This is a genomic window from Schaalia odontolytica (genome assembly GCF_031191545.1).
In the GTDB taxonomy this organism is placed as follows: Bacteria; Actinomycetota; Actinomycetes; order Actinomycetales; family Actinomycetaceae; genus Pauljensenia; species Pauljensenia odontolytica.
Window position 1 is genome coordinate 913,898 of sequence record NZ_CP133472.1, and the last position, 12,950, is coordinate 926,847.

12 protein-coding genes are annotated in these 12,950 nt (G+C 65.5%); 1 reads left to right on the plus strand and 11 read right to left on the minus strand.

Going from position 1 to position 12,950, the window contains the following annotated elements; genetic code table 11:
* Window positions 1-425 precede the first annotated feature (425 nt).
* Together RDV55_RS03870 and modA are read right to left on the minus strand one after the other, a co-directional pair.
* Entirely contained in the window at window positions 426-2,519 is a 2,094-nt protein-coding gene (locus RDV55_RS03870; RefSeq protein ID WP_111824429.1) for an ABC transporter permease, read from the minus strand.
* Between the two features lie 9 nt (window positions 2,520-2,528).
* Complete coding sequence (gene modA / locus RDV55_RS03875) at window positions 2,529-3,323, minus strand: molybdate ABC transporter substrate-binding protein (protein WP_309188007.1); 795 nt, start codon at window positions 3,321-3,323, stop codon at window positions 2,529-2,531.
* Between the two features lie 340 nt (window positions 3,324-3,663).
* Between modA and RDV55_RS03880 the strand changes: the two genes are divergently transcribed.
* On the plus strand, window positions 3,664-4,176 hold the full coding sequence (locus RDV55_RS03880; protein ID WP_309188110.1) for a molybdopterin-binding protein: 513 nt from the start codon (window positions 3,664-3,666) through the stop codon (window positions 4,174-4,176).
* Window positions 4,177-4,429: 253 nt separating this feature from the next.
* Here RDV55_RS03880 and RDV55_RS03885 read toward each other — a convergent pair whose 3' ends face one another.
* The 9 genes from RDV55_RS03885 to RDV55_RS03925 all read right to left on the minus strand — a co-directional run bounded on the left by RDV55_RS03885 (window position 4,430) and on the right by RDV55_RS03925 (window position 12,753).
* Entirely contained in the window at window positions 4,430-5,653 is a 1,224-nt protein-coding gene (locus RDV55_RS03885; protein WP_245907767.1) for a S8 family peptidase, read from the minus strand.
* A 5-nt stretch (window positions 5,654-5,658) separates the two neighbouring features.
* Window positions 5,659-6,885: a S8 family peptidase gene (locus tag RDV55_RS03890; protein ID WP_111824311.1), complete on the minus strand. Its 1,227-nt coding sequence runs from the start codon at window positions 6,883-6,885 to the stop codon at window positions 5,659-5,661.
* Complete coding sequence (locus tag RDV55_RS03895; protein WP_111824310.1) at window positions 6,879-8,468, minus strand: hypothetical protein; 1,590 nt, start codon at window positions 8,466-8,468, stop codon at window positions 6,879-6,881. The genes RDV55_RS03890 and RDV55_RS03895 overlap by 7 nt, the downstream gene beginning before the upstream one ends.
* A gap of 26 nt (window positions 8,469-8,494) precedes the next feature.
* The gene (locus RDV55_RS03900; RefSeq protein ID WP_111824309.1) at window positions 8,495-9,040 is read right to left on the minus strand and encodes a hypothetical protein; all 546 of its coding nucleotides are present in this window, start codon (window positions 9,038-9,040) and stop codon (window positions 8,495-8,497) included.
* 60 nt (window positions 9,041-9,100) lie between these two features.
* The gene (locus RDV55_RS03905; protein WP_111824308.1) at window positions 9,101-9,643 is read right to left on the minus strand and encodes a hypothetical protein; all 543 of its coding nucleotides are present in this window, start codon (window positions 9,641-9,643) and stop codon (window positions 9,101-9,103) included.
* Window positions 9,644-9,719: 76 nt separating this feature from the next.
* Entirely contained in the window at window positions 9,720-10,406 is a 687-nt protein-coding gene (mobA, locus tag RDV55_RS03910) for a molybdenum cofactor guanylyltransferase (RefSeq protein ID WP_245907765.1), read from the minus strand.
* A 5-nt stretch (window positions 10,407-10,411) separates the two neighbouring features.
* Window positions 10,412-11,236 (minus strand): HesA/MoeB/ThiF family protein, encoded by an 825-nt coding sequence (locus RDV55_RS03915; protein ID WP_111824306.1) that lies wholly within the window; start codon window positions 11,234-11,236, stop codon window positions 10,412-10,414.
* 1 nt (window position 11,237) lies between these two features.
* A complete protein-coding gene (locus RDV55_RS03920) occupies window positions 11,238-11,657 on the minus strand; it encodes a molybdenum cofactor biosynthesis protein MoaE (protein ID WP_111824305.1) in 420 nt (139 codons plus the stop codon).
* Window positions 11,658-11,757: 100 nt separating this feature from the next.
* On the minus strand, window positions 11,758-12,753 hold the full coding sequence (locus tag RDV55_RS03925) for a MoaD/ThiS family protein (protein ID WP_111824304.1): 996 nt from the start codon (window positions 12,751-12,753) through the stop codon (window positions 11,758-11,760).
* Window positions 12,754-12,950 lie beyond the last annotated feature (197 nt).

Sequence of the window (12,950 nt, forward strand, 5' to 3'; positions counted from 1 at the left end):
GCGCCTTCAGTTCCGAGGAAAGTGACCGTGAACACCAGGGCCGGACCAAGAATTACAACAAATGAACCGTTCAATAATTCGACCCCTCGGGAAGACCCGCCCCGGCCTCATCGCTGGACACACACCTCAACCCGATAGGTGGACGTTAACCCCTCGATGCGCACCTTAACCCCACGATGCGCACCTTAACCCCATAGGTGGCACCTGGGCGGGCACGCCCACGCTCCACTAGTAGGGCCCAGCTGCATGTCAACGGGTTAACAGCACCACCTCTAGGGCCCGGCTGCCGAAAGCCCGTCAACGGGCGGCTTGCCCTGCCTGTCCACAGGAGTTGCCAGCAGGCAGAGCGAAGGATTGCGCGTCTCGCTCCCATCGGCTACTCACCGGCCGCGCCATAACCCAAGCAAACAGGCGGTGGCGGGCGCTCACCTGCGAGCCGCCATGCGGATCACCCGGACCTGCGTGGCCTTGACGCTCACCCACAGGCCCGAGCCGACGCCGAGGCCAAGGTCTGCCCATGCGGAAGCCGTGACGCGGGCGGTCACGCCGACATCCTCCGCGAGCGCGACGCGCACGGACACGAGGGAACCATCGACGTCTATCCCCTTGACAACACCGGGCAGGACGGAGCGCGGCGAGGCGTGGGCTTCCTCGCGGGAGAGGGCCACCGCCTCGGGCGGGAAGGTGAGAGCGACACGGGTGGCTCGGGAGGGAGCAGCCGGTTCGGTCCCATCACCGCGCATCGCGTCGGTGCGGTCGGCGTCGTTGAGGTCGAGGCCGGAGAGCTCGGCGGCCCACAGCGTCCCCTCGCCGACGCGGACGCCCGCCATGCCGGAGCGCCAGAGCACCGGCCCGGTGACGATGTTGAGCCCGGCGAGGCGCGCCGCGAACACCGACGCAGGCGAGGCGAGCACGCTCGCAGGTTCTCCCTCTTCGACAATGCGCCCCTCCCCCATGACGATCATGTGGGAGGCGAGGGCCAGGACTTCCGCGATGTCGTGGGAGACGAGCAGCGCCGTGATCCCCGCCCCGGCGAGGCGCTCGCGCAGCACGGCGGAGACCTGGGCGGTGGCCTCGACGTCGAGGGCAGCGGTGGGTTCGTCGAGGATGAGCACCTCTGGTCGGAACACGAGCGCACGTGCGATGGCGACGCGCGCGGCCTGCCCGCCGGACAGGTCGGAGCCGCGCTTGTGGGCGAGGTCGGCGATGCCCACGGCGCGCATGTGCCGGAGGGCAACGGCCCTGGCCTGTGCGCGCCCGACGCCGCGCACGCGCAGCGGGAAGGCGACGTTTGCGAGCACGCTCATGTGGGTGAAGATGCGGGGCGCCTGGGAGACCATGGCGACGCGGCGTCGGCGGGCGGGCACGAACGTCGAGGCATCGTCGACGACTCGCTCGCCGATACGCGCGGCCCCGGAGTCGAGCCGCAGGGTCCCGGCGACGACCTGGGCGAGGGTGGATTTTCCGGCACCGTTGTGTCCGACGACGGCGGTCACGAGGCCGGGGCGAAGCGTCGCGTCCGCGTCCCAGCCGCGCGCCGCCACGGTTCCGCACACGCGGACGGGGATGCCCGCGGGCTCGGTTCCCTCGGTCTCCCCCTCCCGCGAGGGGACGAGGCCGTGGTCCCTCCGAGCGCGGGATGCCTCGTCGGTGGTGGCACCCGCCGCAGGGGACACGGATTCGCGCCCGGGCCTCGTCGCTGAGAGCGCCGAACGCAGGAGGGAGGCGATGCGCCCCCACGGTGTTTCCGTGAGCGCGACGACGAGGACCGCGAGGCCGAGGAGGACGACGCCGAGCGCGAGGGCCAGGTCCGCGTCGGATTCGCGGGCCAGGTAGATCTGGAGGGGCATCGTTCGGGTGACGCCCTGCAAGGAGCCAGCGAAGGTGAGGGTCGCGCCGAACTCGCCGAGGCAGCGGGCCAGCGCGAGGGCCGCACCGCGCCCGAGGCCCGGCAGGACGGCGGGCAGGGTGATCTGCCAGAACACGCGCGAGGGCGAGGCACCCAGGGAGGAGGCCATCTCGTCGAGTCCCTGCTCGCGGGCGCGCAGCGCGGCCTCGAGGGTGACGATGAGGAAGGGCAGGGAGACGAAGACCTGCGCGATGACGACGGCGGTTGTCGTGAAGGCGATGTCGAGGCCGGCGCCGCTCAGGAGCGCGCCCAGGGGCGAGCGCCTGCCGAAGGCCGCGAGCAGCGCGATGCCGGCGACGACGGGGGGCAGGGAGAGCGGGAGGGCGACGATGATGCGGGCGGCGCGCACGCCCCTCCAGGAGCGGGACAGGACGAGCGCTGCGGGGATGCCGAGGATGAGATCGACGCCGAGGGCGATCAGGCACGTGCGCAGGGAGAGGGCCAGGGCGGAGGTGGCCTCGTCGGTGGAGAGCGTGGAGCCCAGGGAACCCCAGTCGACGCGCCCGAGCATGAATACCAGGGGCAGGATCAGGAAGCACAGGGCGAGCGCTCCGAGGCCCCCCGCCCAGACGGGCAGGGGGCTGACGGGGGGCGTCGCGCGCTTTGTCACGCCTCGATGTTACTTCGCGGCGGGCGTGAATCCGGCGTCTTCGAGGATCTTCTGTCCGTCGGCGGACAGGACCAGGTCGATCCACTTCTGGCCGAGGTCCTTCTTGGTTGAGGCGGTCACGAGGGCGATCGGGTACTTGTTGACGGCCTCGTTCGCGCCCGGAATTTCGACGGTATCGACGGCGTCACCCTCGGCGAGGGCGTCGGTCTTGTAGACGATGCCGGCGTCGGCCTGGCCGGAGGAGACCTTGCCGCGCACGTCGGTGACGGCCTGTTCCTCGGAGACGGGGTTGAGGGTGACGCCGAGCTTCTCGGTGAGGGTCTTGGTGAGCTTGCCGCAGGGGACCTCGGGCGCGCAGACGACCAGCTTGACGCCGGCGAGGGATGAGTCGAGGCCGGTCACGCCCGCCGGGTTACCGGGTGTGGTGATGATGGTGAGGGTGTTGGTGACGAAGATGGTCTGCGCGTCGACCTGGGCGGCGTCGGCGGCCTTCTTCATGGTGGACTCGTTGGCGGTGGCCAGGACGTCGACGTCCGCACCTTCGCCGAGCTGGGTGACGAGGTCCTGGGAGCCCGCGAAGTTGAAGCGCACGTCGACGCCGGGGTTGGCTTCCTCGAAGATGTCTTCGAGCTCGCCGAAGGTCTCGGTCAGCGAGGCGGCGGCGTAGACGTTGAGGACGGTGGGCTCGGCGGGCCGGGTCGCCTCGGGTGAGGCCGTGGAGTCGGCGGGGGCGGAGCCGCCGGTGCAGGCGGCGAGCGCCAGTGCTGCTGCGCCGATGACGGGGAGGATGCGAAGGGAACGCACTCGAATCTCCTTTGAGAGGGAACGAAACACGTTAAATCTAACAAGCGATGCGGCGAGCACGCAATGATTCATTCGAGCGCACCCGCATTGTTACTTTTTCCTTCGTTGTCAACAATAATAGCGCACTCATTTAACTTGCCTGCACCCATCGAAAAAGCGACGGTCTGCCCCTTGCGCGTCGCCGCGACCACGCTTCGGCGTCTACGAACACTCGCACACCTCTTTTCTCTCGGCCCACGCGCGCACAAAATCGCCGCACGACCACGCTCGCCTCCACCCACACCTCGCGGCTAGGAAGGGACTAGGATCACACTTGTACGCTCTTACCCCGGAGGACACCATGCCCAAGCCCGTCGACTACGACCTCGGCCAGATCAGCGCCCACGTCATCACCTATTCGGATCGCATCCAGCGCGGCACGAAGGAGGATCGAGCGACCCCCGCCTGCACCGCGGCGCTGGCCGAAGCCGGCCTGGGACCGGTGTCGGTCGCCGCCATCCCGGAGAGCGCCGACATCCTCGAGACGGAGATTCGCGACGCGCTCGGCGCGGGCGCACGCTTCATCCTGGTTCTGGGCGGGTCGGGCTTCGGGGTGGGCAACTACGCCCCCGAGGTGGTCCGCTCGCTCGTCGAGGTCGAGATCCCGGGCATCGCGGAACAGATCCGCGCCCACGGCCTGACCAACACTCCCCTGTCGGGCCTCTCCCGCGAGGTCGTCGGCGTGACCGCGCGCGATTCCTCGGGCGCGCTCCTCGTCTCATCCCCGGGCTCGCGCGGCGGCGCGCTGGACACCCTCGAGGTGGTCACGCCTCTGCTCGGCGCGATCTTCCATCAGCTGGACGAGGAACGCTGACCTACCAAGCAGCAACACGCGAGGCCTCGGCTCGCTAGTGTCCGAGCCGCCGCCCATGAACCACCATCAGGCCTGGGCCCCACGTCGTCCGGCATGGTGGCAGTACGCTGCGGGCAACGCGGGTCGCTGCCGTCGGGGGCACCGATACCCCTCGGCGTGGTCGACCATGGCAAAGACGCGGCGCGACTCCGGCAGGGTGGCGTCGGCGGTGCCTATCGTGGGCACATGGATCCGGGGCGGGGGCGCGTCGCGTTCACTTGCGGTGATACCTCGGACTCGTCCCCAAATGAACAGGACCGATGTCGTCCATCAAGGCAGCTTCCTCATCGATACCGCGATACACGTAGGACATACCCAAAGTATCCGGGTTAGGCTCGACCAACCCATCGGCATAATCCTGAACCTCCTGCGCCGTCGGAGACGAGCCACCCTCCTTCTGAGCCAAAGGATTCTCATCCGGATACTGCGACGGATCAGTATTCACCAACGCCCCCCCATCGATCGCGCCATAACCCGTGTACATATCCCACCGATGATCCGGATTCAGCCCCGTGTGAGTCAGTAGCTGCAGGATCTGATTCGCCGTAGCATCAGGCCACTTCTGACGCGCCAACGCCAACAATCCAGAGACAATCGCCGCCGAATTCGACGAGCCGTTAGACACTGCAAACTTCGTGGGGTCTGAGTCGTCACGCGTCGTAAACGGCCCACCAAAAGCCGCAGTCGTCACGCCGTTACCCCACGAGGAGTACTCGGCGAACTTACCATCCGCAGTAATCGCAGACACCCCCACCACACCAGACCAATGGCTCAGCTGGTCGCTATTGGCGTCAGCTGCGGTATTTCCCGCCGAGTTGACGATGATGACACCCTCACTCATCGCTCGCGCAACAGCCCACTTCAACTCCTCACTGTCGTCGCCCGACCCCTGGGAGATCGAGATAATCTGAGCACCATCGTCAATGGCCTGATTGATAAGCCGTGCAAAAGTATCGAGCTTCTCCCCATCCTTTTCACACGTGCCCGCCGAAATCGAGTTGGCAGTGGACAGCTGGTAGGAGTAGAGGGTCGCATCCGGCGCAACCCCGAAGTACGGGGAGACAAGGATCGACGCCATGTCTAGACCGTGCCCCTTATTCTTAGCGGATGCTTCGATGGTGCAGCGGCTCTTGTCCGTGATGTTCGCCCCCTTGAGCTCCGGCGCGCTAGTGCCGACGGGGCCGTCGATGAGGGCGATGGTCACGCCCTTACCCGTGTACCCCTTCGCCCGAGCAGAATCCAGGTGATAGTACGAGAAATACTCCTGCGTCGTAATCACATCCTCCGCACGCGCCGGGGCAGGCGCCAGGGCGAGGGCACCCACCGCCAACACGGACGCGGAGGCGAGCGTGGTCAGGGCACGCGCGGCGCGCCCCGCCCACCCCACACAAACGCGAGGCAGACGGGACGACAGACGAGAATCACGAGACACGTGCATCATACTCACTTGCGGTGATACCTCGGACTCGTCCCCAGGTGAACCGGACTCTCACCACCGAGGCCGCCAGGAGCCAAGAACGACTCATTAGTGCCACGGTAGACATACGAGGCGTCGGCGGTAACCTCAATCGGTGAAACCAACCCATCGGCATAATCCTGAACCTCCTCCACCGTCGGAGACGAGCCACCCTCCTTCTGAGCCAAAGGATTCTCATCCGGATACTGCGATGGATCAGTATTCACCAACGCCCCCCCATCGATCGCGCCATAACCCGTGTACATATCCCACTGATGATTCAGATTCAGCCCCGTGTGAGTCAGGACTTGCAGGATTTGATTCGCCGAGGCATCCGGCCATTTCTGAAGCGCCAGTGCCAACATCCCCGCCACAAGCGCCGTTGAGTTCGACGTTCCGAATGTCTCTGCAGGCTTGCTAGGATCCGAGCCACGCGTCTTGACAGGACCGCCAACAGCGGCGGTGGTCACGCCGTTGCCCCAGGAGGAGTAGTCGGCAAACTTACCATCCGTGGTAATGGCCGATACTCCGACCACACCCGACCACCACGACATATGCGACTCATTCTCATCAAGCCCATTGTTGCCCACGGATGCAACGACGATAACCCCACGGCTCATGGCGCGCGCAATCGCCCACTTCAACTCGTCACTGTGATCACTCGCCCCCTGTGAAAGCGAGATGATCTGGGCACCATCATCGATGGCCTGATTGAAAACTGAAGCGAAACGATCAAGCTCCGGCACGTCTGCGTCGCACGTACCCCCAGAGACTGAGTCGACGGTCCTTCGCTGGTAGGAATACAAGGTGGCATCGGGTGCAACCCCGAAGTAGGGGGAAACAAGGATCGACGCCATCTCCCTGGCGTGTTTCTTCTCCTTGTCGGACGCCTCGATGGTGCAGCGGCTCTTGTCCGTGATGTTCGCACCCTTGAGCTCCGGCGCGCTGGTGTCCACGGGCCCGTCGATGAGGGCGATGGTTACGCCCTTACCCGTGTACCCCTTCGCCCGAGCAGAATCCAGGTGATAGTACGAGAAATACTCCTGCGTGGTGATCGCATCGTCCGCACGCGCCGGAGCAGGCACCAGGGCGAGAGCACCCACAGCCAACACGGACGCGGAGGCGAGCGTGGTCAGGGCGCGCGCGGCGCGCCCCGCCCACCCCACACGAGTGCGAAGCGAGGCGGGGCCCACAATGAAAGCTGAGGTCACCATTGGCGAGGATCCCAACCATCATCAGCACGCTTAGCCGGAGCGATATCCTTATCCGACCCATACGTCTGAGACATCGGATTCACATAACCCGCAGGCAGACCATCCTCATCCTCATCCTCAAACCTAAACGCCACATACTTACGCCGACGCGACTTCTTATCCTCCTTGCCAGCGCCCGCACCAGCGCCAGCGCCGCCGCCCATGAAGCCACCAGCACCAGCGCCACCACGACCAGCAGCACCCGCGGCACCACCCGCGCCGCCAGCACCCGTCGTACCCGTCACACCAGAAGACCCAGCAGCACCAGAACCGGCCACACCATTAGCGCCAGCAACACCAGCAGGCGGCTTATACGTGCCAAAACCCGGCCCCGAATAGGAGCCGACCTTCAAACCAGCAGCGCCCGCGCCACCGGCACCGCCCGTACTACCACTGATGCCACGCAGACCGGCAGCACCCGCGCCACCCATACCACGCAGACCGGCAGCGCCCGCGCCACCGGCAGAGCCCAGGGAACCCGACCCCATGCGGGCCGCGCCACGCAGCCCCAGGCCGCCCGCACCCAACACGCCCGCGCCGCCCAGGCGACCGGCCACAGACGAATCAGAGGACGCACCCCCACCGTTGAGGCGCCACAGCGGATGATCCACATCCGCCGGCGGAGCAGGCGTATGACCGCCCACCACACCGTTACGATACGCCGTGCCATTAACCCGCGTGTGCAACAGATCCGTGTTCATCAGATCCTGAGGATCCGTAATCGGATTCGTCCGAGACCCCACCTCACCATAGGGGAGCTCCCTAGTCGGAAGCGCGCCCGAAGCGATCGTCCGGTTACGTGCCGCGGCAGCATCAGCCTCACTCATCCACGGCTGATCAAACCCACCCGGATAAGCACCAGAACGCGGATCACGCCCCGCCTCACGGCCATAACCGTCGGAAGGAGAATGATCCCACGGATTAGGCGTGTGGGTGGAACCCGAGTCCCCGGGATTTCCTCCGCGCTCCTCCCCGGTCTCCACGCCCTCCGTAGAGCCAGGACTCTTAACAATGGTGCTGAACAGCTTGGTCTTGCCGTTCACCATGTCCAGGATGCGCTGCGCCGAGCCCTCGCGCTGGGCGTTGGCCTGCGCCTCGACGCCGTCCACGTAGGCCGCGCCCGTCGTGAAGCGCACCGGCCCCACCTCGACGCCACCACCGGGCGCGCTGCTAGGCAACGCAACCACCGGAAGGTAGCGCATCGCCGAGGTAGCGGAATCCAGGAGGTCCGGCGAGAGAGTCTCCGCCTCCTTGAGGGCCGATGCCATCGATTTTCGACCTGCGGAGTATCCGTTGTAGCCGCGCTGGTACTTGGCCCGGTATCCCTCGATACGCTTGATCGAGCGCTCGACCCACCTGTTCATCGCATCCCCGGTCTTGCCCGTGAACCCGTGGCCGTCGCGGTAGGCCTTCAGGCGGTCGATCGCCTGCTCGAAACCCTGCATCGTCTTCTCGTGGTCGGCGTCCCAGGCGTCAAGACCCTGGTTGGCGCGCGCCGCCTCCATGAACACCTTCAGGCGCTCATACATCGGTGATGAAACCATCGTTCAGTTCCTTTCTGCGGGAGGCCTCAGTACTCGCTCGGACCGGAAGTCGGAGCCGGCGGGTTCGGCACCGGCGCGCTCCCGCCGCCGGTTGCCGGGGCACCGCTAGCGGAAGTCTGTCCTGTGGGTGCCTGAGTAGTGCCGGTGACCCAGCCATTCTGTGCAGGCCGTTTCTCCACAAAGCCCGCCTTCTCCAAGGAAGACGCAAGGGCTTGTGCCTGCTCGGAACCCGCAAGGTCCTTGAGGGTCCCGTTCACGGTCTGGAAGGCCTGCTCGTTGTCGGCCTCGGCCGCCTTGATAGACTCGATCGCCTGCTTCATTTTCGTCTCAAACTCGGCGATCAGCGAGTTCTCCTTCGTCAGGACGTCGGAGATGCCGTTGAACATCTCGCTCGCCTTACGCCCAAGGGTATCGGGCCCGTCCTCGCTGCCCCACACGTCATTCGTCTGGGCCGACCCCAGGGAATAGGAAGCCTTCGAGGAAGAGTCGACGGCATCCTGGCTCTCCTGCACGTAGGGATTGGCCTGCTGCTGCCTCTCGTCGTTATATTCCTGCCCGTCTTCGCCTGCCATTGTGTTCTCCTTGCTCTCGTGATGGGTTAAGACTCGGCGCGCCCGCGCGCCGGACAACTACTACTTCGACACCTTAAAACGCCGCACCAACGGCTGAGCGGGCTGATCCGGCCCCTCAATCTTCAACGTCCACACATACGTCACATCGGAGCCGCTACCCTCCACATCCACCGTCCACGACGAGTAAAACTCACAATCCTGCTCCACACACAGGTCGTACGTGTCCTGCCCCAAACGCCAATAATCGGTGGCCGACATCATCTTGTAGACCATGTCGTTCTTACTCACCGACACCTTGTTCTGGCCGTCCAGCTTGAACTTCTGACCCGAAATATCAGAGGGCTCCACACCCACCAGCTGAGCGCCCACCATCGCGCTCAACGCCTGAGCTTTCGCCGCGATCTTCTGCTTGTCCGCACCAGAGGCCGCATTGAACTGACTCACCAGCTCCTGCTTCTGACCCTCCGGAATATTCTTCAACCCACTGATATCGGCAGCGCTGCCCCCACCCCTCAGGCCCGGCATACAGCCAGACACGGCGACGGCGGCAAGCAACACCGAAGACACCGCAGCAAACACCCGACGCGACACACGAGAGGACATATCAATCTCCTACTTTCAGACTGGTCAATCATACGAAATATACGGCCCGCCGTCTCACGTCTTCGCTTGTGACTTGTCACTGGCCGATCACGCCCCGGTGGCTCGCCCAGCTCCTGCCATCATAAACCGCATTCTCGCGCGGCAACGCGGGCGCAAAACGCGCCTCCCACCAGGCAACATCCTCCGCGGTGTCCACGTCCCGGCACGCCGACGCCCCCACGTCGACCCGCTCCAACGCCAGGGAACGAAGCACCCGGCGCACGCCCACTCCGCGCAGCGACCCGAGAGCGGCCGCGGCCTCGTCGATCACGCGGCGCAGGGAGGAAGCCCGGTAGACGCCCATCAGGTACTGGTCGAAGGGCTCGGGGTCCCCTCCCCGAAGGATGCGCCCATCCGCCGCGTCGCCCAGGGGCGCGGCCAGCAGGAGCGGCACAAACTCGCCCACGCCCGGAGAATCGACAGACACGACAACAACCAGAGCATCCCCGCCGAGCGCCAGCGCCGACAGCCCCGCGTCAATGCCGGCCAGCGGACCGCCCCCCGGCGGATCCTCCAACGTGCGCACCACCCCCGCCGGAACCCGCACCGCCGGAGGGACGACCGCCACGCACCCCGCCCCCGCGACCGGCACCAGTGCGGCGCACGCGCGGTCGATGAGGCGCTCGCCGCCGAGGACCAGGTCCGGCTTCGACACCCCACCCAGACGCTCCCCGCCGCCACCGCCGACAACAATCGCGGCGACGTCGGATCGAGGGGCAGACACGGAGCTCACTCCCACGGCGCGAAGGTCAACACGTCGGCGCGCTGCGTCGCCGCGTCCACCATGAGGACGCGACCGATCAGCGGCTCACCAAAGCCCACCAGCACCTTGATGGCCTCCGTCGCCATCGCAGTTCCCGCCTGGCCGACGACCGGGCCCAGCACGCCCACCGTCGGCGAGGCCGGTGTCGTCCCGGGGGCAGGCTTGACCGGGTGCAGGCTACGCAGGGACAGGGAGGGCGCGGGGGCCGGCGCACCAGACCAGAAGATACTGACCTGGAAGGACATCGACACGACCGTGCCCCACACGAGTGGCACGCCAGAATCAGCGCAATAGTCCGCAACCAGGTACTTCGAGTCGAAGCTATCCGTGCAATCCATAATCAGGTCCCACTCCCGGCCGTGCTCATCCAGCCACTCACGGGTCGCGTGACCGTAGCGCTCAAAGCGCACCTGGGAGTTCAGACCACTCAAGTGACGCACTGCGGAATCCGGCTTCGGATCACCCACATCACCCTCGCCGTGCAGCAGCTGGCGCTGCAGGTTCGACACCTCAACAACGTCGGAGTCGCAGATGCCGATCGTTCCAACACCAGCCGCGGTCAGGTACTGGAGAACCGGAGAACCCAAGCCCCCCGCGCCCACCACGAGCACGCGCGCGGCCGCCAAGCGCGCCTGCCCGGCCTCGGCAATGCCCGACACCAGCCAATTGCGGCGAAAGCGTTCCAGCGCGGGATCCCCGGCCTCGAACGGGACGGGCTGATTGATGAGCGGGAGCGCGACGCTACGACCCGAAACCGCTGCGTCACGTGAATAAGGATCGCCGATCGTCATCTCACAGACCCGACCAGTTGTGAGAACCGTCGGTCAGTTCCTGCTTCTTCCAGATCGGAAGCTTCGCCTTCACGTCCTCAACAATCGCCTCAACCGCACGGAACGCCTGCGCACGATGCTCGGCCGCGACGGCCACAACCATCGCATCCTCGCCGATGCCCAGATGGCCCACACGATGCCACGCCACGATGCGATGAACGCCGGGCCGATCCCTCATTTCCGAGACAATATCGCGCAGAATCTGCTGAGAAGACGGATGACACGAGTACTCAATGGCATCAACGCTCTCACCGCCATCATGGTTGCGCACCACGCCAATGAAAGACGCGACGGCCCCACATGTATCACGGCGAGCACTACTGATCAGCGCGCTAGCATCCAGCGGCTCATCCGTGATGCCGGTTACGATATCTGCTGACATGGGATCCTCCAGGGACGAGAGAGCCTTTCCCTCATCGTACGATGAAGCGGTCAGGATCGTTTTACAATCCCGGCCATCGCGCACAGATGACTACAAAGTCTCACCCACCAGCAAAGGGAGGCAGGACGTCGACGCGCGCCCCCGGAGCGAGCTCCGTGTCCGGTCGCGCCGAACGCTCGTTCACGAGATAGCTCGACACGGCGAGGATCCTCTCCAATTCGGGGCTCTCCGCACTGAGCTGTTTAACCAGCTCACCGAGGGTTGCGGGCGTCTGCACGGAAGGCACTTCACGCACGTAACCGCCAGCCGCTTCAGCCGCCCCGCCGAAGAAGTGCAGCGTCGTCGACAGCGGCTTCGGGTTCGCCTCGTTGAGCGGGCGAATGTAGATCGTCATGCGCAGCGGATCCACCGGGTCAACATCCACTGACCACGTGGCATATCCGGTCGCGGTCCGCTCGAACACGCGCTCGACGATTCCGCGGCGCAGCTCCAGGGCCAAGTCGTCCGGCGTTCCCGGTTCCGTGAACGGGCACGCGGTCAGAACGACCGCCAGCCGATCTGTGTCGTGAGGGATCGACGCAAAGCCCATTGCGTTCATGAACAGGCGAACCTTGCCCATATGAGTCGCGATGTTGAAGGTGTCGCGCACCGGGCGGTGATTGGGCACGTGACTGTGATCGGGAACGTCCATCGTCTCCAGCGCAGCATCCGCCCAGCGCGAGCCGATCTCGCGCACGGAGGCAGCCGGGTCCGCGGCGTCGGCGCGCAGCCAGGCCAGCAGGGACGAGGTCAGCTGGTGCAGCATCTGAGCCGCAAAAGACGGATCCGCCGGAGTCGTCGTCGAATACCCGAGCGCAGGACGACCTCGGCCCGATGAGGGAAGCTGCTGCTTCTCGACCAGACCGAGCGTGAACAGGCCCTCGAGGGTCTCACGAACGCTCGACACATGCAGGCCGGCCTCCTGGGCCAGCTCGGCAACGGTCACAGGGCTCGCGTGGTGCGAAATCCGCTCGAGAAGGGCGTGCTGGGCGGGAGTCAAGGCCGCCATCGCGGCGAGTGTTTCAGCCAGAGGCCGAGAACGGGAGGTGTGATTCATCGACAGTCCTCTCTCCCTCAAAATCAGCGGTAATACCCACAACGGGCACGACCAAACGGCATTTAAGCTGTTACCTTACTTACAAAGCGCGCTTTATTCTACCCACCACACACCACGCCCTGCACGCCCAAAACCGTTGATTAGTCGCATTACGCGGGGCGCATCGGTCTTTTCCTACAGGTAAGACGGCGGGGACC

Bases quoted from the DNA above. Each gene is read 5' to 3' on its own strand.
- RDV55_RS03880 (WP_309188110.1), top strand. From the start codon at position 3,664: ATGCCCAAGCCCGTCGACTACGACCTCGGCCAGATCAGCGCCCACGTC.
- RDV55_RS03885 (WP_245907767.1), bottom strand. From the start codon at position 5,653: ATGCACGTGTCTCGTGATTCTCGTCTGTCGTCCCGTCTGCCTCGCGTT.
- RDV55_RS03890 (WP_111824311.1), bottom strand. From the start codon at position 6,885: ATGGTGACCTCAGCTTTCATTGTGGGCCCCGCCTCGCTTCGCACTCGT.
- RDV55_RS03895 (WP_111824310.1), bottom strand. From the start codon at position 8,468: ATGGTTTCATCACCGATGTATGAGCGCCTGAAGGTGTTCATGGAGGCG.
- RDV55_RS03900 (WP_111824309.1), bottom strand. From the start codon at position 9,040: ATGGCAGGCGAAGACGGGCAGGAATATAACGACGAGAGGCAGCAGCAG.
- RDV55_RS03905 (WP_111824308.1), bottom strand. From the start codon at position 9,643: ATGTCCTCTCGTGTGTCGCGTCGGGTGTTTGCTGCGGTGTCTTCGGTG.
- RDV55_RS03915 (WP_111824306.1), bottom strand. From the start codon at position 11,236: ATGACGATCGGCGATCCTTATTCACGTGACGCAGCGGTTTCGGGTCGT.
- RDV55_RS03920 (WP_111824305.1), bottom strand. From the start codon at position 11,657: ATGTCAGCAGATATCGTAACCGGCATCACGGATGAGCCGCTGGATGCT.
- RDV55_RS03925 (WP_111824304.1), bottom strand. From the start codon at position 12,753: ATGAATCACACCTCCCGTTCTCGGCCTCTGGCTGAAACACTCGCCGCG.